The sequence below is a fragment of the Halogranum roseipondis genome, from assembly GCF_059695585.1.
The window spans coordinates 60,717-82,271 of sequence record NZ_JBUEED010000007.1; the positions used below are offsets into that span (position 1 = coordinate 60,717).

Genomic DNA, 21,555 nt, shown 5'->3' on the forward strand with positions numbered 1-21,555 from the left:
GCTGCCGCCCTCCGCGTCGCTCGCGACCGACCATTCCGGGCGTGCGGGCGCTCTCCGCACCGCCCGCGCCCGTTCCGGGCTAAAATAGATGTGCCCTCGGCGCCAGCGGGTATCCCCGTCGGTTGCGCCCCTTGCGGGCTTTCGCGTTCCAGCGCTTTGTGCCGCCTGCGCTGGCGCGCGCCACACCGCGGCGCGCGTTCTCGGCGACAGTCGCCCTGGACACGGACCCGCACATCGGGCCGGACACGAGCGGGCATATCCCGCTGGCCGCTCGCTCCGGGCGGGTCGGCGCGCGGTGCTGGATGATCGTCCGCCTCGGGCGCGCTCTCGCTCGCGCCCACAGGGCGCTCGCGAAGGCGCGAGCGAGAGCGCGCAGATGGTTCTGTCGGTCGTTGTCGTCGAGGAAATCCGCGATGTTGTAGCATCGCGGTGTCGGGCGCGTGAGCGCCTTCAGGAGCTGAACTCCAATGTCGAGTAAGAACGTCTTTGGTAATGAGGTTTCGGTCGATGAACAGGCATTCGAAAAAGCGGACGAAGCGGCGGTCGACGAGGACGGCTTCGAGGTCGTCGATGAGACGCCGGAGTTCCAGGCGACGGTGCAGATGGAGGTGCAGGCAAAGGTCGATGCGAACCACCCGGACGGGATGGTCGACACCAGTGACGAGCGGATTTACGGTGCAACCCTGGAACAGGAAGAGCGCATTCGGGCGCAGGAGGCCGAGCTGGAACGTATCAGTGCCCAGGCGGAGATGGGAACACAAGACGGTCGGGAGAAGCGGACGCGAGACATCGCGGCGAAGCGGAGTGCTGAGCGGCGTGTGGAGTTCCAGAAGCGGGCGGCGAGTGTGAACCCGATGGCGAACCCGGAACGAGACGATCCCCGTGCAGAACTCGCGCAAGAGCAGTTGGCGGCGGTGAACAAGCAGTCGATGCGGCTGGCCGAAAAGCTGGATGGCTGGTCGCGAGCAGCGATTGGTCGGCGGCTGGGTGAAGCCGTCGTCGGTGGGAAAGACCTGACGAGTGCAGTCGTTGGGGTGTTCGAGGAGTTGCAGACGGCGCCGGGGCAGGTGGTCCCCATCGGGGAGCTCGAGGACGTCGATCGCAAAGAGGTGAGCATCGAAGGTACTGTGACGGTGCTGTGGGAGCCGTCGAGTGCAGCCATTTCCCAAGTAGGCCTCATCGAGGACGACAGTGGGAAAACGAAGTTCACGAGCTGGAAAGCGTCGGATGCCCCCTGGATCGAAGAGGGTGAGCGCGTTCGGATTCACGGGGCAGCGAAGAACTGGTACAACGGGCGTGTCTCAGTAGCCGTCACTGGATGGTCGACCCTGCATTTCCCTGAGCGCGGCCGCTGGTGGGAATAGCCGGAGCAACGCACCCCTTTTTTGCTGGTGTGAAGCGGTCACCGCCACCTCCCACCACCTCCACGGTCCGGGCTGCTCACGGCGCTGGGAGCGCCGTTGCGCTGCCGGGCTTTCGCCATAGAGTGAACCCCCTGGTTGCTGTCCTACTGGGCGTTTGTTTGCCCCAGAGTGGCTGAGGGGCGTCCCGAAGAACGCATCGTCCCTCGTGAACATCATGGCTACCAGAGAGATCTACGAAACTAGCTTCGACGAAGACGTCCAGACAGAGTCAAGCGCCAACCAGTGTCCCGAGTGTGACGGCTGGGTCACTACAAACTCGGTCGAAACGGTCTGTGAGGACTGTGGACTCGTGATCGACGAGAATCGAATCGACCACGGTCCGGAGTGGCGATCCTTCGACGAGGACGAACGAGAACGGACGGGCGCGCCGCTCACCGCAGCACGGCACGACCGAGGATTGTCAACGGAGATAGGTCGAAGTACCGATGCGAACGGCAACGAGCTCTCCGGTCAGAAGCGACGTCGAGTGGCTCGAATGCGCCGCGAGCAGTCTCGCGGGCGATTCCAGTCGAAGGCCGAGCGCAACCTCGCACACGGGTTGGGTGAAGTTCGCCGAATCGCGAGCGTTCTCGGGTTCGCAGAATCGGTTCGTAACCAGGCGTGTCAGCTGTTCCGGAGCGCTCAGAACGAAGACCTGCTTCGGGGGCGATCAATCGAGGCGATAGCGGCGGCAAGCGTCTACGGGGCCTGTCGCTGTAACGGCCACTCGCGGCTACTCGACGACGTCGTCGACGCGGCACGCGTTGAACAATCGAGAGTCGCGAATGCGTACAAGACTTTGAATACAGAACTCGGACTACCGGCCCAGCCTGTTCGACCGAGTGATTTCATCCCCCGCCTCGCGTCAGAACTCGATGTTCCAGCACACATCCGACAGCGAGCTCGGAGATTGGCTGAACAGACGGAATCGACAGGAGCAGCGTCGGGTGTCAAACCATCAGGATTCGCAGCCGCCTGTCTGTACAAGGCGGGTCACGAAGAGGGACGATGGCTGACGCAAGCGGACGTCGCTGAGGCGGCGAGCGTCACTGCAACGACCATCCGGTCGCATCGAGACACGCTGAGCGAATTGGCGGTCTGAAGACGCCGTCTGCGAGTTTTCTCCTGGTTCGAGTTCGGCGTTGATGGCTGAGTTTTAAATACAGAGACGAGGGAAGGTGCTGCCAGACGACTCTATGAATGGCCGTCAATCTGATTTTGAGGAACTACGACCCCTTGGCGAAGCGACTCACGTTCCCGACGACGAGCTTTCTGGGCGAGCAGAGGGACAGCGAAGGGAAAAACCCGAATCGTATCCAGATCGATCGAGATCGACACGGAGCGAGTGTTCCTCGTGCGGTGCTTCGATTCCTGCGAACCGTACCAAGTGTCGGTTCTGCCTCTCGAATCGTCTGGATGGAACCAGTAACGACAGTCCTACCCCGGATACGGAGTGGACACTACTCCATGTCGTCCATCTGCTCGTCGAGGCATCGACGTTCTACGCTGCCGTCGCGAAGGGTACTGCTGCGGCCACGCTCCTCACCAAGGCTGACAGGGATCCAGCGGTTGACGACTGCCAGCTGATCTACGACCTCGATACGAAGCCCGCCGCACAGCTGACCGACAAGTGGCCCTCGCTCCCCGAAGCAGTTCGGGTCACCTCTGAAGGTGGTGAACAGCTACTCACAACCGTTCGTGAACGGACGGGACAAACAGAGTCGACGCAGTCGCAGTGTGAGGGGGCGCACACGACGTTCCTCTACGATGAGGGAGGGCGCGGCGCTCGTGATGAAGATCGGCTTACAGCCCTACTTGAGAGCGCCGAGAACGACGTCTGGTTGGTGCCAGCGATTGCACTTCAGCGTTCCGTCGACGACAAGCACTCAGAGAATCGGCAACCCAGCGTTCCCTCGAAAATGCGGCTTGACTGCCGCAGCTGCGACCGAACGACTGTGCATCAGTTCCAGGAGTTCGAGTCTGTCCCAGATGAGAACTGGTCTGGGCAACCGATGTGGGAGTGTCAGGTGTGTCAGTCGCCTCGTCACGGACCGAATCCTCGGTAGGATACCCAGCAGCACACACCTTAACCAACGTAGTATGCATATACCTGAAGTCGTTGGTTAAGAGTGGGTCAGGACCTGGCGGGCACCATCAACGAACGCACCTCAATTTTCTGCGCCAGAAGTCGGCGAGGCGCGCATAATGGACCCACGAGACACACCTGGATATCGACTGCATCGCGCTCTGAGTAACCTCAACAGCATCGATATCGAGCAGCTGGATGACCCCGACCGAAAACGAATCGCTGAAGCGACGACGCTTCTGGAAGAGGTGGGACTGCTCACCCGACCCGGTGCTTCGAAAGAAACTGACGCCCCCGTCGACTCCTGAGGATATCCACAGCCGCGAAACAGTAATCCCACGTCTCTCCAAGCCGAGTTTGTCACCCCTCAAAAGGGGTGCGAGGGCAGGAAAACGCCCTTGAGTACAACCAATGGCAACACTCCAAGCTGCGACGACTTCGACCGGCGCAATCGTCTCGAATCCACAGACAGTCCGCGACCTCTGCGAGAGCCACTACTTCGGGACGCTGAATTGGGAGGTCACTGAAGCAGGCGAGCTCACCATCTGGGGCTACGATGATTTTGAGGTCTACGAAGCCTCGGACGACGGTCTTCCGGACTACGACGGCGGCATCGTGACCCACGAGTTCCTCCGGACGCTTGCCGACTATCTCGAGCCAGACGAAGAACTCGACATCCAGACATCTGGGTTCACGAAATGTCGCTTCCCGGTGCTGGCGAAGCGATACGTTGTTCGCGACGGCGAGGTCCTCCACGCTGATCTCAGGCCCTCGACCCGATTGAGCAGTAGCTGTTGTTCATCCCCTGAGAGGGATGCAGGGTGATGCAGCACGAGCATCGCCTCGTGAGGTGACAGAACGATGGGACATCGTGCTCCCGTTGCGTATGAACGAACGCACATTCGATCAATAGAGTGACCGAGGAACGGGACACTACCTACGCATGTGCCTCGTATCCGGCCTCTTTGATTGTGGCGATAAGGGTCTCTGTATCGGCAGATCCTTCGATGGTCACGGTTTCCGTCGTTCGGTCAGCGGTTGCCGTTTCAACTCCGCTCACGTTCTGAAGCGCCGTTTCGACCGTGTTCTCACACCCACCACAGGTCATGCCTTTGACAGCGATTGTCTGGCTCATACTAGTTCAAAAGGGTCCCGCTGTTTTGCCAGTTGTTGTTTCAGAAGTTGGGTTCACGGAGATGCTATTCGTTCGATTCAAAAGTAGAACTCCGGGATGAGGCGGACAAGCGTATAAGCGCGGTCAGTATAAGAACTAGTATGCGGGATCTTGACGAGACCGATATTACGATTCTCGAACTCCTTGCGAAGAACTCACGGCAATCCTACAGCGATATTGGTGAACAGGTTGGGCTCTCGGGACCGGCGGTCTCCAATCGCGTCCAGCGGCTCCAGGAGTCAGGGATTATCCAACAGTTCACGATCAACGTGGATCGCTCCCAGCTTCGTGCCGGTGTCCCGATACTCGTTACTGTGACGCTCCATCCAGATGACCTCGCGGAGGTTCGTGACTCCGTACGGGACGCAGAGGCGGTCGAACACGTCTTTACGACTGCCGAAAGCAACCTCGTCTTCCACGCCCGTGTGAGAGCGGACTCCATCCAGGAGTGGGTCACTCAGGTTGTCGGTAGCTCTCGGATTCACAGCTACGATGTAGCGATCATCTCCCACGTTGACTGGACGCCGAGCATCGGCGGAACAGACTTTGCGTTGACCTGTGCTGAGTGCGGGAACACCGTAACGAGCGAGGGGGAGTCCGCTCGTATCGGCGATCGTGTGTATCATTTCTGTTGCCCGTACTGTCAGTCACAGTTCCAAGAGCGATACGATCGCTTGGAAGACGCTTCGAGTGACTAGCCGTCCGAGGCTCACTTTGTACTTGAAAGTTTAGACTCCCTTTCAACCCGCATTTGGAAACAGTAATTGAGGTAACTGTGGGGGTACTAGAACTGTATAGCTAATGAGTATCCAGAAAATACAGCTCGACATCCAGGGCATGAGCTGCGCGACGTGTTCTCAAACAATTACTGATGCCCTACGTGAGCTTGACGGGGTCAGGGAGGTGAACGTCAACTTTGCCACCGACGAGGGGGCGGTCGAGTATGACCCAGAGCAGCTCTCGCTCAGTGATATTTACGATACGATCGATGCGACTGGCTATCACGCAGTACGCGAGTCAGCGACGATCGGGATTACCGGGATGACGTGTGCCAGCTGTGCGGAGACGAACGAGCAGGCACTCGAATCCGTCCCTGGAGTCATCGCGGCTGAGGTTAACATCGCTACTGACGAAGCGACGGTCACGTTCAATCCCGCAGCGGTCTCATTGACAAACCTCTATGACGCGATCGAGGACGCCGGCTATATGCCTGTCCGCGAGGATGAGGGTGAAGGCGACGCAGCCGAAGATCGACGCGAAGCTGCCCGGCAGGCCGAAATCAGGAAGCAACTTCGGTTGACGCTGTTCGGTGCAATCCTTTCAGCACCACTCGTCTTCTTCCTCATTGAGCGATTCCTCTTCGGTGGTGGCGTCCTCCCCGAGACAGTGCTCGGCGTCGAGTTCGGTTGGCTCGAGTTCCTGCTCGCCACGCCGGTCCAGGTCGTCCTCGGGTGGGCGTTCTACAAGAATTCCTACAAAGCACTCGTCAAGAACAAGCGCGCGAACATGGACGTCCTCATCGCGTTAGGGTCGTCGACAGCGTACCTCTTCTCGGTCGTCGTCCTGCTCGGTGTCATCACGGGTGGGCTCTACTTCGATACGGCGGCGCTCATCCTCGTGTTCATTACGCTCGGCAACTATCTCGAGGCCCGCTCGAAGGGACAGGCTAGTGAAGCCATCCGGGCGCTCCTCGAGATGGAGGCCGACACGGCAACCATCGTCGAAGACGGCGAGGAACGTGAGGTTCCGCTGGAGGACGTCGAGGTCGGTGATCTACTGAAAGTCCGCCCGGGCGAAAAGATTCCGACGGACGGTGTGGTCGTCGACGGCGAGAGTGCAGTCGACGAGTCGATGGTGACGGGCGAGTCCGTCCCGGTCGGCAAAGAGCCGGGTGACGAGGTCGTCGGCGCGACGATCAACGAGAACGGCGTGCTCCTCGTCGAGGCGACGAGGGTCGGCTCCGAGACGGCCATCCAGCAGATCGTCCAGATGGTCAAGGATGCCCAGAGCCGCCAGCCTGAGATTCAGAACCTCGCCGATCGCGTGAGCGCATACTTTGTCCCCGCGGTAATCCTTAATGCGCTGTTCTGGGCGGGTGTCTGGTACGCCTTCCCCGATGTCCTGACAGGCTTCATGACCAGTCTCCCGGTGTGGGGGTTAGTCGGCGGGGGGCCTGTGACCGTTGGCGTCTTCGAATTTGCGATCATCGTCTTCGCGAGTGCTGTCCTCATCGCGTGTCCGTGCGCCCTCGGCCTCGCGACGCCCGCAGCGACGATGGTTGGGACGACGATCGGCGCACAGAATGGCGTTCTCTTCAAGGGTGGGGACATCCTCGAACGTGTCAGAGACGTCGATACGGTCATCTTCGACAAGACGGGCACACTCACGAAGGGTGAGATGAGCCTCACTGACGTCGTTGTCATCGGTGATCGTACGGTTGCGGACGGCGGCGATGGTGATTCAGTCGCTGATGGTGGCCAACTGCAACCCCGTGAGCAGCTTGATGAAGCCTTCGTGCTTCGTGCCGCTGCCAGTGCCGAAAGCGGGAGCGAACACCCGCTCGCACGAGCGATCGTTGACGGGGCAGCACAGCGTGGTCTTGACGTTGAAGAGCCAGACGAGTTCGAAAACGTCCCCGGTCACGGGATTCGTGCGAGGATTGATGCAGGGGAGGTTCTCGTCGGCAACCGCAAGTTGATGCGAGACAACGGAATCGATCCGACCCCCGCCGAGGATGAACTCGAACGCCTCGAAAATGAAGGGAAGACTGCGATGCTCGTGGCGCTGAACGGCCGGTTGATCGGACTCGTCGCCGATGCGGATACGATCAAGGACAGCGCAATAGACGCAGTTGAGGCGCTCCACGAGCGTGGACTTGACGTCCTGATGATTACGGGCGACAACGAGCGGACGGCCCGTGCAGTCGCCGAGCAGGTCGGGCTTGCCCCCGAAAACGTTCGTGCTGAAGTCCTTCCGGAAGACAAGGCCGACGCTGTCGAAGGTATCCAAGCCGACGGACGGAAGGCGATGATGGTTGGTGACGGCGTGAACGACGCCCCAGCGCTTGCAGCGGCATACGTTGGGACTGCAATTGGATCCGGGACAGACGTCGCCATCGAGGCGGCGGACGTGACCCTGATGCGCGATGATCCAGTCGACGTGGTGAAGGCGATTCGCATCTCGGATGGAACACTCGCGAAGATCAAGCAGAACCTCGTCTGGGCGTTCGCGTACAACATCACGCTGATTCCGCTGGCATCACTCGGGCTGCTTCAGCCTGTCCTCGCGGCCGGCGCGATGGCGTTCTCATCGGTATCGGTACTTGCGAATAGTCTCCTGTTCCGACGGTATATTCCGGACCACGACTACACCCTACTCGGATTCCTCCGACGAGATCGATGATCGTCTCTCCCACCGTACTCCCTTTCATTACCAAACTCTAACAGATGACACACGTCACCTCAGATTCCATACGCACGTACCTCGAACAGCGTGCAACCGACGAACCAACGTATCTCAAAGCACGGGACATTGCGTCCGACCTTGAGACCTCACCGAAAGCCGTCGCGCAGTACCTCCACCGGCTACAAGATGAACTGACAGATATCACGCTCACGCAGTGGGGCCGGTCAAAAAGCGTTACATGGCAACTCCGGAGGGATACACCATGAGTACGACGCTGACTGAGCGCGTCTCCGCAAGCATCCCAGCGACGGGAAGTCAGAGCTGGTGGCTTCTATACCTATTTGGCCCCATTCTGGTCGTCGTTGGTGGTCTCCTCGCGTTCCCTGACCTCGTTTATGACCGCTTCATCTGGCAGTATCTCTGGGGACCAGTCGTTGCAGATGCCAGTAGTGGACCAGTAACACACGACGGTATCCAAGCGACTACCGGGTACAATCCTGTGAATACTCTCACCTACCTGGCTGTCGTCCTCTACAGCGTACCCGGGCTACGCGCGTTTCTTGATAGCTTGGGGATCAACCTCACCACCCGTCTCGCGTACGGCCTCGCGCCAATCATCCTCGCTGGGGGCGCGATGCGCGCTCTCGAGGATCTGGGAGTGCTCGGTGCACTCGACGTCCTGTTCATCACACCGAGCATCTACTTCGTCATTGCGGGCGTCACACTCGTTGGCCTCGCAATCGGGGCAGTCCTCCGTGATCGGGGGGTGGCCTCTGTGCCGGCAGCCGTTGGACTGCTCGGCTCCGTGTGGGCGGTGCTTGCAATTGGATGGACGCTCCTCTACGGTATCACCGCCGCAGAGACGTTCCGCCCGATTGTGCCGGTCCTCACCATTGGGATCGCGCTCTTGGTGACCGGCGGGTTCTATCTCGCTGGTACAGTTACTGGATGGGCTGCACTCCATCATCCGATGTATCTGCTCGTCATCTTCGGACAGATGTGGGATGCTGCACAGAACCTCGTCGGTGTAACTCTGTATGGCTATGCGCCGAAGATGTTCGTCACGAAGCAGCTCTATCAGTGGACTGGCTTCGAAGGTTCGACGTTTGTGGTCAAATTCCTCGCAGTGATCTTCGTCGTCTGGATACTCGCCGATGGTGACGACGAGCTGCCGCACGGACAGTGGTGGCTGATTGCGATAGTTATCATCGCAGTCGGTCTTCCCATGGGCGTCCGTGGCACCACGCGCATGATGCTCGGGGTCTAGCGCCGAATGAAATCAGTACATCCATGCCGGGGTGAATCGAACGCATGAATCAAGAGGCAGAGAACGGTACACCGATGGTTACGCTCAAGACAGTCGACCGGCTTGTCGGTCTCCTCGTCGTCGGGATCATCCTGTTCGGGAGCTACAGCTGGTGGCGAGCGACGCAGCGGGCGCTTGCACGCGACGGGATGATGGGCCAGATGATGGGCACGATGCCAGGAATGGACCCGATCTGGTATCTCTTCGGGACACTCATCGCGGTGAGTGTCGTCCTTGGCGTCTACGTCGTGAGTCGAGAGTCGCTTGCTGACGTCCTCTCGACATCGACACCAGCTGGCGTAGCGGAAGCTGATCGTGACGAGCCAGACGAGTCCACAAGCCCCAGTGCCCACTCGTCCGAGCATCCATCGGAGCAACCCACGCGAGAATCGTCGACGAACGATTCAGCTCCGAAGCGATCCTCGGCACTGGCCTTTCTGCCGGAGGACGAACGACGTGTTATCGACCCAATTTTGGAATCCCCTGGGTTGACGCAGGTCGAGCTTCGCGCTCGGTCTGACTTTTCGAAGGCGAAAGTGAGCCAGACCGTCAGCAAACTCGAAGATCGAGGCTTGATCTACCGCGAAAAGCAGGGACGGACGTATCGCGTCTACCCGGGAGAACTCCTGAAGGAAGAACAATTGTGATCGAAGTTGGGCAATCCTCCCTGCTCATCGTCGCCTATGCGACCGGTGTGCTCATGTTTTTTGCCCCGTGTAGTGTGGGTCTGCTGCCAGCGTATCTCACGTACTTCAATACGCACTCCAAGAACAGGACGACAACTGCACCACTTGCATCTGCACCACGATCGATCCAGTGGCTTGCCCGGTTAACTGGCGTTCTCGGAGTCGGAGCGTTCCTTGCCGGGGCGATTCCGTTGTTCTACATGGCCGTTTCCGGACTCCGGATCCTGCTTCCGGGGTATCACGTCATTGTGCCCCTCGCTCAGTTTGGCACAGGAAGCTATGATCCGCCAGTGATGCTCGTGACTGTTGGAACGCTCCTTTTGCTCCAGGGGGTAGTGATGGCGACCGGTGTCTCAGGACTCTACTCAGGGCTAATCACAGCACTCGGTGTTACTAGCACATACCTGGTAATCAGCATTCCAGTGCTCCTCATCGGCGAATGGATCCGGCCCTATCTCGTCCAGTTCCAGCTTCTCGCTGGCCCACTGATCATCGGGATTGGAGTGCTATACTATACGAACACCAGTCTCTCATCGATAGTCCGGCTTCCGAAACGCACCAACAGCTCGGGAGGGGCGTTTTTCAGCTTCGGCGTTGTGTATGGTGTCGGAAGTCTTGCGTGTAATATTCCGCTCTTCTTGGGCGTGATTCTCTCTGTCTTTGCGACGGACGGGATCATCGGCGGGCTCGCTGTGTTCGGTTCGTTCGCAGCAGGGATGAGCACCCTCATGATCGGAGTCAGTGTCCTCACTGCTACAACTGGCCGATCTATTTCACTCGGTCGCTATGCAGGCCGAGTACGCGTTCTTGGCAGTATCGGGTTCGTCCTTATTGGGAGCTACGTGACCTGGTACACGCTCATCTCCTTCGGCTATCTCTAGCTCTTCCTGCACACCGGGTCTGAAACAGAGTGATTTATTTTGACTGGCGGAGGTCTTCCCGTCGCTGTTCGAATTCTTCCTGAGAGAGTTCTCCGCGAGCGTATGCGAGTCGGAGTTCCTTGAGGGCAGGGTCGTTTCTGCTGAGCGACCCGCGGGCGAACGCCCGATAGACGAGATAGCCAATTCCGAGAAGGACCAAGAGGAATACCAGCATCATTCCGATACCCCACAGCGGAGACATTCCCGTCCCTGTGCTAGGTACGCCACCTGCCCACCACCCCATCATTCCCATCATCGGCATCATGAAGACCATCATAAAGAGAGGAGCTAATAGGACGAGTGCGACGATGATGAGCAGGACACGAAGCAGCGTTCCGTCTTGGTCCGTTCGAGGGGTAGATATGAATGAGATCACCGCGTACTGTCGAAAGTCATCCTTCCTCCAGTATAAGGGTGGTGTCCGTTGCTGTCTCCGGGTTCTTCAGCCTCAATATGACATTGATAGTTTCATCAGTTCGAGGAGTTGTGACGACGAGTAATCTCTATCGGGGATCGATCTGAGAGCGGCTTTGTGCTGGTTCGCCGTGAACTCAGTAGAAGGCCTGTCACTGTCGAGATTGGCCGCGATGAACGATCTTTCCTGGGAAACACGTTCAAATCGGCTTATGAACGTTCTAAGCTGATTTCAGACCATCGTTCACGCCCACAGCCATAAATCTGGAGCAGTTCTAAGGTCGAGTGTCGGTGAACAACAAATGCGTAACTTCACACTCACAATAACGGCCGTCCTTGCGGTTCTCCTGCTCGCTGTCGGCGGCGTCGCCGCACATGGAACGAACAGCAGCCCCGGCCACGACGATGCCCCCCAGAACGGCACTGCGGCCGAGTGGGCGACGTGGATGGAACAACACATGACCGAGCAGATGGGTGCCGATGCAGCCGCCCAGATGCAGGAACGAATGGGAATGAGCTACGAGGAGATGGGCGAACGGATGTCATCCCATCAAGGGGGCTCAATGATGGACGGCATAAAGAACGGTCGGATGATGGGCAGTATGATGGATGGAATGATGAACGGCATGATGCGCGGTGGAATGTCGGGGATGGGCTGTCACTGAGCAGCACTCTGCTTGATACCCCGAGGTTATGATGAGTTAAATGACACACCCTATGCACGGACTACTCTCTAAGAGCCTGACCGAGGAAGTACCTTGATATGAATCTCCCTCCGAACCACCAATCACTCACGCGACGCCGTCTCCTCCAGATAGCAGGGAGTGGCGCTCTCGCCGGACTTGCCGGCTGCTCAGAAATTGCCAGTGAACTACCCACAACGGACAAATCGCCCCCGTCGGGGTTACCAGCAGCGGCTGGACCGCCGGATGTGTCCGAGCGGCTAACCCCTGCGGCGGGGACCCTGCCTGTCGGGGCCGGGGAATCATATGATTCGTGGTTTTACGACGAGCAGTACCCCGGACCGGAACTCCGCATGAAAGAGGGAGAACGACTCCGCGTCGACGTCGCAAACCAGCTCCCTGCCCCGACGACGATCCACTGGCACGGCGTTCCGGTACCGAATCCGATGGACGGCGTTCCTGGACTCACCCAAGAGCCGATTCAATCCGGGGATAGCTTCCAGTACGAGTTCGACGCAACGCCAGCCGGTTCGTACCTTTATCACAGCCACGTTGACCTCCAGCTTGACCGTGGGCTCGTCGGCCCGCTCATCATCGAAGAACAGTCACCTCACGTCGACTATGACGAGGACATCACGCTGTTCCTGGACGACTATCTCCCGGCGGAGCCCAGCGTTGATGCAGGCAATGGGATGGGCGAACATCCGCCATACGAGGGGTTGCTCGTCAACGGTCGCGTGCCCGATGATCCGTTTACCGTCGACGTCGACGAGGGCCAACGCGTTCGCCTACGGTTCATCAACGGGAGTAGCGCCACCACGTATCACGTCGGTATCGGCGGCCATCAGATGACGGTCACGCATGCGGACGGCCAGCCCGTCGATCCGGTTGACGTCGACTCGTTCCTGCTTAGTATGGGCGAACGGTACGACGTCATCGTCGAGGCGGATAACCCCGGAGCGTGGGCGATCCAGGCAGCAGTCGTCGGACGAGAGGCGGAGCCAGCACAGGCCGTCTTCCAGTACGCGGCGACGGACGTATCGACGACACCTACCCAACCGCAGTTCGACGGCTACACCCTCACGTACGAGGACCTCCACTCACAGACCCCGCTCGATGTGAGTGGGACGCCTGATCGAGCGTTCGATCTGACGTTGTCAAGCGGGATGATGATGCAGCCCGATACGTGGACGATCGATGGGCAGGCGTACCCCGACGCAGACCCGCTGAAGATCCGCGAAGGCGAGCACGTCCGGGTCAAGATGGTGAATCACAGTATGATGCTTCATCCGATGCACCTGCACGGCCACTTCTTCCAGGTCGGCGATGCCGTGATGGATACCATCATTGTCCCGCCGCATATGGGCGAGGTGACGTTCGATTTCGTCGCCGACAATCCCGGGGACTGGTTCTTCCACTGTCACAACCTGTATCATCTCCACAGCGGGATGGCGCGGGAGCTCCACTATGTATAGTCGATAAACCATACCAGCGAATCTACAATGACGAGACGAACGCCGAATACGAACACAACGTCGCCTAACGCAAGAGAGAGCCCCCGACTAGAGCAGTCTCGACGTCGAGTTCTCGCGATGACCACGGGCCTAATTGGAACGGTAAGTCTCGCTGGTTGTACGAGTTCAGCGAACAGCAACTCTCCTGACGAAAGCCACGACGAAACCACGAATGAGACCCACGCTCACGATGAAGGGCTTCCCGACGCCCCGGTCGATCATGCTGAGGTTGCAATGCTCTCTGATGAGAGTGGCCATCACTTTGATCCCCACCTTGTCTGGGTAACGGAGGGCGGGACTGTCACGTGGACGAACGAGAGCGGAGCCCATACGACGACCGCATACCATCCCGATGTCGATAAACCATCCCGGATTCCCGAAGTCGCGGAATCGTGGGATAGCGGGATGTTCAGCAAGCAGGGCGCAACGTTCAAGCACACCTTCGAAGTCGAAGGAGTCTACGACTATTTCTGTATTCCACACGAATTCTGAGGAATGGTTGGAAGCGTTATCGTCGGTCATCCAGAGACCCAAGATCAGCCCGGCCTCGTTCCACCGCAGGAGAGCCTTCCAGGGGACGCACAAACAGTCATCGAGACGCTAAACGAACAGGCTACCAAGGCCCTTGAGCAGACACAGTGAAGCTAAACGAGCGATCACCAAACACTCTTGACATGAATCCCTCAGACACTAACCGAACACCGCCTCACGCAGATCAACCCTTGATGTCTGGCGTACCCCTCACTCGCCGAACCTTTCTCGGAGCGCTCGGAGTGACTGGTCTGGGAGCGCTTGCGGGCTGTACGAGCGGGGATCAAGGCGTCGCGGACTTCGCAACAGGAGGAAGCGAGAAGGAGTACCGACAGGCTGCCGCGACGTACCTCGGGTCGTCTACCATGTACAAAGTCCCGAATTGCAGCTGCTGTCTTGAGTACAAGAAGTACCTCGAAGCGACCACCGAGGCCGAGATCAAGGTTGTCAAAGTCAACGATCTCGCGAAGACCAAGGAGAAATATAATGTTCAGAGGGATGTCGAAAGCTGCCATACGCTCGATATTGGCGAGTATTTTCGCTAGTTGTCCACTCTCTCGATAGCGGCGGCAGCAAGAGGCTGGTCTGACATGGTGAGAACGCCGAAACGAGACGAAGGACACTTTTGGCACTACAGAGACTGCGAGAAGAGTCTCAGATCTGGTTGTTTTCCGCTGTGGCCATCGCTCAAACCGCTCTCAGAAGACAGCTGTTGCTCCCCGCCAGCCTCGCTTCGGTCGAAGCGAGGCGGCTCACCCGAGTCCGTGCTCGTATCCTGGTGGCAGTCCTTCCCCGTTCGTCCGATGCTTCCTCTTCCAGCCCAGTTCGTCATCCAACACCTGTTCGATCCCATGGAGAAACGCATCACTGAACGTGAAATCTACCGGGAGTGCTCGCCCGCCACGCCGTGGCCGGGCGAGCACTGCCCACTGCACCACCAGCCACAACTGCTCTAACAGGAACCCTACACCCACGTAGAAGAGCCGAATTGTCGTCGATGGCGTCGTCGTAAGGGCCCGCGCTTCCCGGAACTTCTCGTAGCTCTTCTCGATCCGTGAGCGGTTGTTGTAGATCCGCGCCACTTGCCGCGGCGTGCGGTCTTCCAGACCGTACGCCGCGTATCCAGTCTGTTTGAGTCCTGACTTCCCGCGATCACCGTTTTGGTAGGTTACGTTCACCGCCAGCGGAAACGTCTGTTCGTGCTCTTTGCCTTCACAGATCGTCTCTTCGGTCATGTACGACGCTGTCGCTGAAAGTTTCTTCCGGAGCGAGTCTTTCCCGGTCTTGACCGGGAAGACTGGCGGCGCTGTCGCCCGAAGCACGCCGATCACCTCGCCGACGTAGGCTGCTCGATCCATGAGAATCCGGTCGAACTCGAACGGATACAGTTCGACGCGGGCGAGCACGCGCTCGACCGCGTCGGCAGCGCTATCGTCGCCAGCAACCGGTTCAACCGCCAGCGTCAGCGGCTTTCCCTGCGCGAGCACGAACGCCGTGCAGTACCGATGGCACTTCGTCGTGCCATCACGCGCTTGCATTCGCCTGAACTCGTCTTCGTCCGCTGGGTGCCCGTGAAACGGGTTGTCCATGAAATCGATGCAGACGGTTCTCGACCGGTCGCGGTCGAGAACCGACATCGCCAACGTCGCGAGAATGTCGTTGACAGCGTCCAGCATCGGCTCTTTGTCGAGAGTATGGAGCCACTCCATGACGGGTTCTCTGTTGGGTGTCTCGTCTGTGTTGGTCGTGACGCCGTTGACCGAGGTTGTGCCGACAGCCGCACGGAGAACGACTTCCATGATATCGCCGGAATCGAGGGGCGAGCCCTCGATTCCTGGCATCGGAATCAACTCAAGCACTTCCAGAGCAAGAGTCTTGAGTTGGCTGTTCGTAATGAACTCGTCCGGATCTGTAAGCACCTGCTTGAGTTGTGGAAAGTTCATCAGGTGCGTATCCGGACAGCGGATGAATCAGGTCCCTGATTCACCCGCTTCACTCAGTACTACGTATCAGCTGCTGGAGTCCTGAGCCAGAGTGGACAACTAGCGATTTTGTCGAAGGACACGTTCCGCGCGAAGCGATCGGGAAACTTGCCCTCGAGAAACCAGAGGTCCTCGGGATTGCACTCCCGGGGATGCCTCTGGGCTCACCTGGCATGCCGGGTAAGAAATCAGAGCCGTTCGTTATCTATGCAGTAGAAAAAGACGGGTCCTATCGCGAGTTCATGACAATATGATATCTGGAGATCAATGACTGACGATTACACTGCCGAACGCAGCGAAGCGACACATGTATTGTCAATACGGACTCCCGTCATGAGCGATGTACGCACAGAAGCGAGACGAGAAGCCCAGCACGCATTGATGCACCGCGTAGGTACTTCTGCAGTTTGGAGTACGAGGCCAGACAGTACCGTCAGGTGTCGTACGGGGGCGTTATGGCTTCGGGAGAGAGACGGACAATGTGGCCGTGGGAATATTTCGCGTCGGGTATCTCCTAACAGCGTCGGTAACGGTATGGACTCTGGCTCGAAACTGATAGCCGACCGAATCAGGTAGGTAGAAGTGGGTCGCTGGATAATTTACACTAATGGCATCGGAACGGCGTCACGGAAGGGAAGAGGGAACCGGGAAGCGGTTCCAGCGGCGCGGATCGATACGTCCGGTATCTGTACTCGCTCTCTTTGTGCTCGTACTGACGCAGATTCCCGTCGCATCCGCAGGTCATGGTGCGGCTGAGGTCACACCACTCACACAGGGTCACGGAGTCCTTCTTGCGCTCGGCGGCGTCATTATTCTCGGTGGATTTCTCATTCTCAAGCGAACAAATCGCGTCACGCCAATGAAGGCCCTCTATGGCGTGTTTATTGGACTCACAGTAACGGCGCTCGGAGTGACCATCTTCTCCGCGACATCGCCACAGCCAACGTATACCGCGAGTTCTATGCCCTTGTCGCGGTCGTGGTATCCCCTATTGGGGTTGTCGGTCGGCTTTCTGATCATGATTGTGAGCATCATCGTCGGCTGGCTTCGATGGCCGACCCGCCCCCGCTATACCTTCTTCGGGATTCTGATGGGCCTGTGGATTGTGTACCCGAGTCTTCCTGGTCTGGTCAGTGAGAGGCACCCACTTGGATATGCTATCGTCTTGGGGACGCCCGTCTTTGTGGGGTATATCATCTGGAAAGACGCAGGAGACGTGCTCAGTGAAGTTCTACGTGATCCGGTTGCACGTCGGTTCGGAATCGGTGTGGGGGCTATCGTGGCACTCTACTTCGTCTCTGTCACCGGCTATCTCTCGTTCGTCCCGGAACCCGGCGTTCCCAACCCTGGTGAGCAATTTATTGGTGTCTTGGCCGATAATTATCAGCTTATTACCTGGCCGCTCTTATTCATTTACCTCCCAGACGTCCCTCTCGTCCCGATATTTCTACTTGCCATTTCACCCGGACTGCTCGTCGTGACCGGATTGTTGAGCGGGCTCATTGGATTGAACGCCGCCATCGTTGCCCGCCACTGGCGCCTTGAAGAACAAGCTGGGAAAGCACAGAGTACGGCCGGAACGGCCGCAGTTGTAGGCTGCAGTACCTGTGGATGCTGTGGCCCGCTCGTCGCGAAAGTGGCGATATTGGCGGCTGGTCCCTCCATCGCAGCACCACTGTACTGGGTATTCGTCGACTCGGCGTCCCCGCTTAGTACGCTCTTCGTCGTCGCGAGTATCGTCCTGTTCACCGGGAGTCTCGTCTATTCGGTCGAAGCAGCCCGCTAACCTAGTCGAACAGCCCCCATAATCCCTGCCGATTGATCAGTAGGGGATGCAGGTCCGAACAGTGTTTGATAGACTAAAGCTGGATACGGCACTGTCTAGTTACTTGACTTCGCACGTTAGACGAACAGCACGTCGATTTCCTGCATTAGCTGGTCGATATTCCGGTTTTCACTGCTGAGTGCCCACGACAGAAGGTTCTGAACGGTTTCACGGAAGGAACGTTTGAGGTCGTTACGAAGCGAACTTGCTCGTGAAATCACCGTTCCGAGAGCGCTGTCTGCAATCCCGAGCTTCAGGAGGCTGTAGGCCAGCATCAGCAGGTGCCAGTGCCGACTGGCACCTGCGGCATGTCGGAGCTCGCAGGCTCCCAAACCGAGGTCTTGCTTGGTGTCTCTGAAGAACGTCTCGATTCGCCATCTCATCGCGTACAACACGATGAGATGGCTCGCTTTTGCGTCGATTTTATTTGAGACGATGTACTTCACGCTAGGTTCGTCTTCACCTTCGTCATCCTCCGAAGAGTCGTCCGATTCTTTTTCGGTAATCAGGAGCTTCACCTCTCCAAGACGTGCAACGTCGCGTTTCTGCGTCCAGATATGGTACGTTTCCTCACCAATCATCCGCTTCACTTTCCAAACGCGCTGGGCGAGCGCATCGACACGGATGCGCTCGCCCGCGTAGGTGACGCGAGTGTCGCTCTTGACTGCTGAGACCCACTGCTTGTGGTAAGAATCGAGGTGCGTGACGAATGCTTCCGAGCAGTAGCTTATGTCAAAGAGATAGGTGTCCGCCGGGATACCTATCTCGATGAGTTCGTCGACGAGGTCGATCGCTAATTCGATCCGCGTCTTTGCATTTTTCTCGTAGAGGCGAAAGCTGAGTGGGTATGTGGTTTTTCGTCAGCGTAGAGAGCGTAGATGAGGTTTTGTCCCCAGATGTAGCCGCGTTTGGTGTGATCGTAAAACTTTCAGACGTTTGGAATCCGTTTGCCAGTCTTGTGAGTGAAGGTGTCGTTGATGATGACGACACCTTCACGACTCCATGCGGTTTCGTTGTGTGCCTGGAGGAGCGCGAACCGTTCTCTGTTCAGCTGACCAGTATCCCAGTTATACTCGGTGAGGAACTTGTTCAAGGCTCGTTCGCTTTTCGCTGGAAGAACGTGTATTAAGATGCCCTCGACGGTCTTGTTGCTAGCCGCAACAAGACCTGTGACGTAGGTTTTCGCATGGTATTTCTGCCGTGTCAAAAAGCACTCTAGCTCATCAATCGGAGCAGTGCAGGAGAGGAACGACGTGATCGGCAGCATCAGTCACTCTAGGTCACTGACCTCGATAAACGTATGATTCGACTCGATACAAACGGATTGGTGAAATCCTTGCTGAGTAAGGTGCTGTGCTCTGTAGGATCGCTAGACTGCGGCGTGGCGACTCCGTTATCTCGGTAGAAAGCGAAGAGACAGATTGGTTTGAGTTCGGAATTCCGCCGCTTCACACGTGTTACGGTCGCTACTGCTAAGACAGTTGTCGAGAACCCAGGCGAACCCGCCGACTGGACAATGCTCACGCTTCCTGCACTCAGAGTTGAACTTGGGAACACCTACCGCCAGACGGTCGACATACTTAGCGACTGCCGGGCGTTCTCGGAGAGATTGACCTCACGCGGTTGCCATACGACACGATCCTTTATGATTAGTTCCTCCCCCGAGTACCTCGTGAGAGAAGAGGCGGCACTCAATAACATTCAGTTAAACACTGCAAAAAGGGCGGTTCCGAACGAAATGCTGAGCCACAGACAGAACCCCGAGAGGCTAGCGAGCAGCGACGACGTACGAGTTGGGGAATCGTAAACCGGGTTAACAACGAGTGCCATGACCAGTCCCCGATACGCGCTATTCGGGCTCAGACTCAGCACCCAGGTAAGCGACCCGTTCGACGCGATTCCTGCTCTGATGCCGAGAATTACGAGTAGATTCAGTCCGATTGATAACGTCACTACAAGGGCGAGAGCCAACGCAAATGCCCGTTTTGCCGACGCGGCAACGGCAGAGACTGCGATCATTACTGACAGCACGATAGCGGCATAGAGAGCAGTCAGGATAGCAAACCGGACGTACAGGAGTGGTGAATCCAGCCCAGAGAACGTCACAAGGAACGTTTCAGACCCTGAAAGTGGGATAATTAACGCGACGGACAGCAACGGGACAACGACAACGAAGAGAAAAACGAGTAGTTGTCCTGCATACACTCCACCTATGTATGCGAGACCTGAGATGGGATACGTACGTAAAATCGCGAGTTCACCACGACGACCGTCCTCCAGTATCGTTCGATAGGCGAATCCAGCGGCAAGTAGTGGCACGAGAAATTCGAGTGGCGTCAGAAGTGAGAGCGCAAGTGGGACGAAACCACTCGCTTCACTGAGCATCCCAATCGCAACAATCACGGCAGCAAATGCGATAGAGAGTGCAACGACTCCCGGCGACCGAAGCAAGGTGCGGAGTTCTCGACGAAAGACGGCGACGAGTCGATTGCTGTTTGTCGTCATCAGTCCTCCGCTCGTCCAGTTTGTACGACCGCGTCCTCACCGACGAGTTCAACGAATGCCTCCATCAATGAACCCATGCCCGTCTTCGTCTTGATGTCGTGGGGAGAACCATCGGCGACAATTTTTCCGTCGTCAAGGACGACGAGTCGGTCAGCGTATTCCGCACTGTACAGATCGTGCGTCGTCAGAACGACACCGGTATCGACGTCCGCAATATTGTCGACGACGTGATGAACGTGTCTCGTCATCCGAGGATCGAGGCTGCTCGTGGGTTCGTCCAACAATACAACTGGCGGTTCGCCGAGCACTGCTTGAGCAACCCCCAACAGTCGGAGCATCCCGCCCGAGAGTGCATCAATTCGTCGTTCTCCAACGTTCACCAGACCGACCCGTTGCAGCATTTGTTCGACGTCAATATCTCCTGAGAGCAGTGTTGCGTAGAACTGGAGAGTTTCTCGAACTGTCATTTTGGGTCGGAAATTGATCTCTTGAGGAACATATCCAAGTGGTCTCTCGCCAGTTGCCTGGAGTCGAACACGCCCCGAAGTAGGAGTGAGAATCTCGGCAAGAAGACGAATTAGAGTCGTCTTCCCCGATCCGTTGGGACCAATAATTGCCGTCACCGAGCCCTTCTGAATGGAGAAACTGACGTTACGAAGAACCGAGAGGGTGCCGAACTGGTGAGTTACATCGTCGGCTGTCAAAATCGGCGAGTCCGTGTCAGTCTGTCGTTCAGTCTCGCCCGTTTTACCCTCGGTTCTCGTCACCATGATTCATCAATACCGTTCAACTCTCAAATGTCCTACGCCTGTCGGAGAGGGGAGACTTGGTACGCACCATGACGGCTAGTCGTGCCATTCTTTGCCGTCGCCTCAGAAGAGATACGCACGATGCGGAGTCGAACTACGCTCGTTATTGTTGTGGTGGCAATCATTCTGGTTGGAGGCATACCGTTTGGTATCACCACAACTGAAGGCCAACGACCGGATGCGGTTCCATTCGAAGATACGAAGACAGTTGGGCTTCCCGGCAGTGCAACGCTGCAGGCTCACGGTAATATCGTGGTCCCTCGGGCGGAGGCTTTCTACTCACGGTTTCGATATGTTGTCGGCTATCAGGGA

At 57.7% G+C, this 21,555-nt stretch carries 21 protein-coding genes and 3 pseudogenes; 18 read left to right on the forward strand and 6 right to left on the reverse strand.

All coding sequences use genetic code 11. The features are described 5' to 3' along the window. Positions 1 to 467 precede the first annotated feature (467 nt). The 5 genes and pseudogenes from EOHIBHHM_RS22555 (at position 468) to EOHIBHHM_RS22575 (ending at position 4,280) form a co-directional block, all read left to right on the forward strand. Positions 468 to 1,364, forward strand: coding sequence for a DNA-binding protein (locus EOHIBHHM_RS22555; protein WP_497258635.1), 897 nt, complete (start codon positions 468 to 470; stop codon positions 1,362 to 1,364). A 214-nt stretch (positions 1,365 to 1,578) separates the two neighbouring features. Further along, a complete protein-coding gene (locus tag EOHIBHHM_RS22560; protein ID WP_497258637.1) occupies positions 1,579 to 2,505 on the forward strand; it encodes a transcription initiation factor IIB in 927 nt (308 codons plus the stop codon). Positions 2,506 to 2,599: 94 nt separating this feature from the next. Then, positions 2,600 to 3,469, forward strand: coding sequence for a biosurfactant protein 1 (locus EOHIBHHM_RS22565; protein ID WP_497258824.1), 870 nt, complete (start codon positions 2,600 to 2,602; stop codon positions 3,467 to 3,469). Between the two features lie 139 nt (positions 3,470 to 3,608). Continuing rightward, positions 3,609 to 3,797, forward strand: coding sequence for a DUF8012 family protein (locus tag EOHIBHHM_RS22570; RefSeq protein WP_497258639.1), 189 nt, complete (start codon positions 3,609 to 3,611; stop codon positions 3,795 to 3,797). 103 nt (positions 3,798 to 3,900) lie between these two features. Then, positions 3,901 to 4,280: pseudogene (locus EOHIBHHM_RS22575) on the forward strand (hypothetical protein). Positions 4,281 to 4,426: 146 nt separating this feature from the next. Here EOHIBHHM_RS22575 and EOHIBHHM_RS22580 read toward each other — a convergent pair. Then, the gene (locus EOHIBHHM_RS22580) at positions 4,427 to 4,624 is read right to left on the reverse strand and encodes a heavy-metal-associated domain-containing protein (protein ID WP_497258641.1); all 198 of its coding nucleotides are present in this window, start codon (positions 4,622 to 4,624) and stop codon (positions 4,427 to 4,429) included. Positions 4,625 to 4,764: 140 nt separating this feature from the next. On the opposite strand from EOHIBHHM_RS22580, the gene EOHIBHHM_RS22585 reads away from it, so the two are divergent. The 6 genes from EOHIBHHM_RS22585 (at position 4,765) to EOHIBHHM_RS22610 (ending at position 10,941) form a co-directional block, all read left to right on the forward strand. Beyond that, complete coding sequence (locus EOHIBHHM_RS22585) at positions 4,765 to 5,361, forward strand: AsnC family transcriptional regulator (RefSeq protein WP_497258643.1); 597 nt, start codon at positions 4,765 to 4,767, stop codon at positions 5,359 to 5,361. A 103-nt stretch (positions 5,362 to 5,464) separates the two neighbouring features. Next, positions 5,465 to 8,065, forward strand: a complete 2,601-nt coding sequence (locus EOHIBHHM_RS22590; RefSeq protein WP_497258645.1) for a heavy metal translocating P-type ATPase — start codon at positions 5,465 to 5,467, stop codon at positions 8,063 to 8,065. Between the two features lie 44 nt (positions 8,066 to 8,109). Next, complete coding sequence (locus tag EOHIBHHM_RS22595; protein ID WP_497258647.1) at positions 8,110 to 8,334, forward strand: DUF7123 family protein; 225 nt, start codon at positions 8,110 to 8,112, stop codon at positions 8,332 to 8,334. After that, positions 8,331 to 9,335, forward strand: coding sequence for a DUF63 family protein (locus EOHIBHHM_RS22600; RefSeq protein WP_497258649.1), 1,005 nt, complete (start codon positions 8,331 to 8,333; stop codon positions 9,333 to 9,335). Before EOHIBHHM_RS22595 ends, EOHIBHHM_RS22600 begins: the two co-directional genes overlap by 4 nt. Before the next feature lie 74 nt (positions 9,336 to 9,409). Continuing rightward, positions 9,410 to 10,021, forward strand: coding sequence for a helix-turn-helix transcriptional regulator (locus EOHIBHHM_RS22605; protein WP_497258651.1), 612 nt, complete (start codon positions 9,410 to 9,412; stop codon positions 10,019 to 10,021). Next, complete coding sequence (locus tag EOHIBHHM_RS22610) at positions 10,018 to 10,941, forward strand: cytochrome c biogenesis CcdA family protein (RefSeq protein ID WP_497258653.1); 924 nt, start codon at positions 10,018 to 10,020, stop codon at positions 10,939 to 10,941. Before EOHIBHHM_RS22605 ends, EOHIBHHM_RS22610 begins: the two co-directional genes overlap by 4 nt. Positions 10,942 to 10,975: 34 nt before the next feature. Here EOHIBHHM_RS22610 and EOHIBHHM_RS22615 read toward each other — a convergent pair whose 3' ends face one another. Next, positions 10,976 to 11,356, reverse strand: coding sequence for an SHOCT domain-containing protein (locus EOHIBHHM_RS22615; RefSeq protein WP_497258655.1), 381 nt, complete (start codon positions 11,354 to 11,356; stop codon positions 10,976 to 10,978). 340 nt (positions 11,357 to 11,696) lie between these two features. Here EOHIBHHM_RS22615 and EOHIBHHM_RS22620 point away from each other — a divergent pair, with 340 nt between their 5' ends. The 4 genes from EOHIBHHM_RS22620 to EOHIBHHM_RS22635 all read left to right on the forward strand — a co-directional run bounded on the left by EOHIBHHM_RS22620 (position 11,697) and on the right by EOHIBHHM_RS22635 (position 14,667). Beyond that, a complete protein-coding gene (locus EOHIBHHM_RS22620) occupies positions 11,697 to 12,059 on the forward strand; it encodes a hypothetical protein (RefSeq protein ID WP_497258657.1) in 363 nt (120 codons plus the stop codon). Between the two features lie 98 nt (positions 12,060 to 12,157). Continuing rightward, positions 12,158 to 13,552: a multicopper oxidase family protein gene (locus EOHIBHHM_RS22625; protein ID WP_497258659.1), complete on the forward strand. Its 1,395-nt coding sequence runs from the start codon at positions 12,158 to 12,160 to the stop codon at positions 13,550 to 13,552. A gap of 117 nt (positions 13,553 to 13,669) precedes the next feature. Further along, positions 13,670 to 14,083 carry a cupredoxin domain-containing protein gene (locus tag EOHIBHHM_RS22630; RefSeq protein ID WP_497258661.1) on the forward strand — a complete coding sequence of 138 codons (414 nt, stop codon included), beginning with the start codon at positions 13,670 to 13,672 and terminating at the stop codon, positions 14,081 to 14,083. Positions 14,084 to 14,316: 233 nt separating this feature from the next. Beyond that, positions 14,317 to 14,667 (forward strand): twin-arginine translocation signal domain-containing protein, encoded by a 351-nt coding sequence (locus EOHIBHHM_RS22635; RefSeq protein ID WP_497258663.1) that lies wholly within the window; start codon positions 14,317 to 14,319, stop codon positions 14,665 to 14,667. Between the two features lie 207 nt (positions 14,668 to 14,874). Here the strand turns inward: EOHIBHHM_RS22635 and EOHIBHHM_RS22640 are convergent, their stop codons facing one another. After that, the gene (locus EOHIBHHM_RS22640; RefSeq protein WP_497257546.1) at positions 14,875 to 16,065 is read right to left on the reverse strand and encodes an ISH3 family transposase; all 1,191 of its coding nucleotides are present in this window, start codon (positions 16,063 to 16,065) and stop codon (positions 14,875 to 14,877) included. A 65-nt stretch (positions 16,066 to 16,130) separates the two neighbouring features. On the opposite strand from EOHIBHHM_RS22640, the gene EOHIBHHM_RS22645 reads away from it, so the two are divergent. Beyond that, positions 16,131 to 16,358 (forward strand): DUF411 domain-containing protein, encoded by a 228-nt coding sequence (locus EOHIBHHM_RS22645; RefSeq protein ID WP_497258826.1) that lies wholly within the window; start codon positions 16,131 to 16,133, stop codon positions 16,356 to 16,358. Positions 16,359 to 16,711: 353 nt separating this feature from the next. Beyond that, the gene (locus tag EOHIBHHM_RS22650) at positions 16,712 to 17,890 is read left to right on the forward strand and encodes a hypothetical protein (RefSeq protein WP_497258665.1); all 1,179 of its coding nucleotides are present in this window, start codon (positions 16,712 to 16,714) and stop codon (positions 17,888 to 17,890) included. 116 nt (positions 17,891 to 18,006) lie between these two features. Here the strand turns inward: EOHIBHHM_RS22650 and EOHIBHHM_RS22655 are convergent. Further along, positions 18,007 to 19,196: pseudogene (locus EOHIBHHM_RS22655) on the reverse strand (IS701 family transposase). Positions 19,197 to 19,355: 159 nt separating this feature from the next. Here EOHIBHHM_RS22655 and EOHIBHHM_RS22660 point away from each other — a divergent pair. Then, positions 19,356 to 19,573: pseudogene (locus tag EOHIBHHM_RS22660) on the forward strand (IS5/IS1182 family transposase); the annotation flags it as partial. A 57-nt stretch (positions 19,574 to 19,630) separates the two neighbouring features. On the opposite strand, the gene EOHIBHHM_RS22665 reads toward EOHIBHHM_RS22660, so the two are convergent. Then, a complete protein-coding gene (locus tag EOHIBHHM_RS22665; RefSeq protein ID WP_497258667.1) occupies positions 19,631 to 20,434 on the reverse strand; it encodes an ABC transporter permease subunit in 804 nt (267 codons plus the stop codon). Next, entirely contained in the window at positions 20,434 to 21,204 is a 771-nt protein-coding gene (locus EOHIBHHM_RS22670) for an ABC transporter ATP-binding protein (RefSeq protein WP_497258669.1), read from the reverse strand. The genes EOHIBHHM_RS22665 and EOHIBHHM_RS22670 overlap by 1 nt, the downstream gene beginning before the upstream one ends. Positions 21,205 to 21,555: the final 351 nt, after the last annotated feature.

Excerpts from the sequence above, each read along its gene's own strand:
- EOHIBHHM_RS22555 (WP_497258635.1), top strand. The coding sequence starts at position 468 with ATGTCGAGTAAGAACGTCTTTGGTAATGAGGTTTCGGTCGATGAACAG.
- EOHIBHHM_RS22605 (WP_497258651.1), top strand. The coding sequence starts at position 9,410 with ATGGTTACGCTCAAGACAGTCGACCGGCTTGTCGGTCTCCTCGTCGTC.
- EOHIBHHM_RS22585 (WP_497258643.1), top strand. The coding sequence starts at position 4,765 with ATGCGGGATCTTGACGAGACCGATATTACGATTCTCGAACTCCTTGCG.
- EOHIBHHM_RS22620 (WP_497258657.1), top strand. The coding sequence starts at position 11,697 with ATGCGTAACTTCACACTCACAATAACGGCCGTCCTTGCGGTTCTCCTG.
- EOHIBHHM_RS22595 (WP_497258647.1), top strand. The coding sequence starts at position 8,110 with ATGACACACGTCACCTCAGATTCCATACGCACGTACCTCGAACAGCGT.
- EOHIBHHM_RS22635 (WP_497258663.1), top strand. The coding sequence starts at position 14,317 with ATGTCTGGCGTACCCCTCACTCGCCGAACCTTTCTCGGAGCGCTCGGA.
- EOHIBHHM_RS22670 (WP_497258669.1), bottom strand. The coding sequence starts at position 21,204 with ATGGTGACGAGAACCGAGGGTAAAACGGGCGAGACTGAACGACAGACT.
- EOHIBHHM_RS22665 (WP_497258667.1), bottom strand. The coding sequence starts at position 20,434 with ATGACGACAAACAGCAATCGACTCGTCGCCGTCTTTCGTCGAGAACTC.
- EOHIBHHM_RS22580 (WP_497258641.1), bottom strand. The coding sequence starts at position 4,624 with ATGAGCCAGACAATCGCTGTCAAAGGCATGACCTGTGGTGGGTGTGAG.
- EOHIBHHM_RS22630 (WP_497258661.1), top strand. The coding sequence starts at position 13,670 with ATGACCACGGGCCTAATTGGAACGGTAAGTCTCGCTGGTTGTACGAGT.
- EOHIBHHM_RS22600 (WP_497258649.1), top strand. The coding sequence starts at position 8,331 with ATGAGTACGACGCTGACTGAGCGCGTCTCCGCAAGCATCCCAGCGACG.
- EOHIBHHM_RS22650 (WP_497258665.1), top strand. The coding sequence starts at position 16,712 with ATGGCATCGGAACGGCGTCACGGAAGGGAAGAGGGAACCGGGAAGCGG.
- EOHIBHHM_RS22625 (WP_497258659.1), top strand. The coding sequence starts at position 12,158 with ATGAATCTCCCTCCGAACCACCAATCACTCACGCGACGCCGTCTCCTC.
- EOHIBHHM_RS22570 (WP_497258639.1), top strand. The coding sequence starts at position 3,609 with ATGGACCCACGAGACACACCTGGATATCGACTGCATCGCGCTCTGAGT.
- EOHIBHHM_RS22590 (WP_497258645.1), top strand. The coding sequence starts at position 5,465 with ATGAGTATCCAGAAAATACAGCTCGACATCCAGGGCATGAGCTGCGCG.
- EOHIBHHM_RS22565 (WP_497258824.1), top strand. The coding sequence starts at position 2,600 with ATGAATGGCCGTCAATCTGATTTTGAGGAACTACGACCCCTTGGCGAA.
- EOHIBHHM_RS22640 (WP_497257546.1), bottom strand. The coding sequence starts at position 16,065 with ATGAACTTTCCACAACTCAAGCAGGTGCTTACAGATCCGGACGAGTTC.
- EOHIBHHM_RS22560 (WP_497258637.1), top strand. The coding sequence starts at position 1,579 with ATGGCTACCAGAGAGATCTACGAAACTAGCTTCGACGAAGACGTCCAG.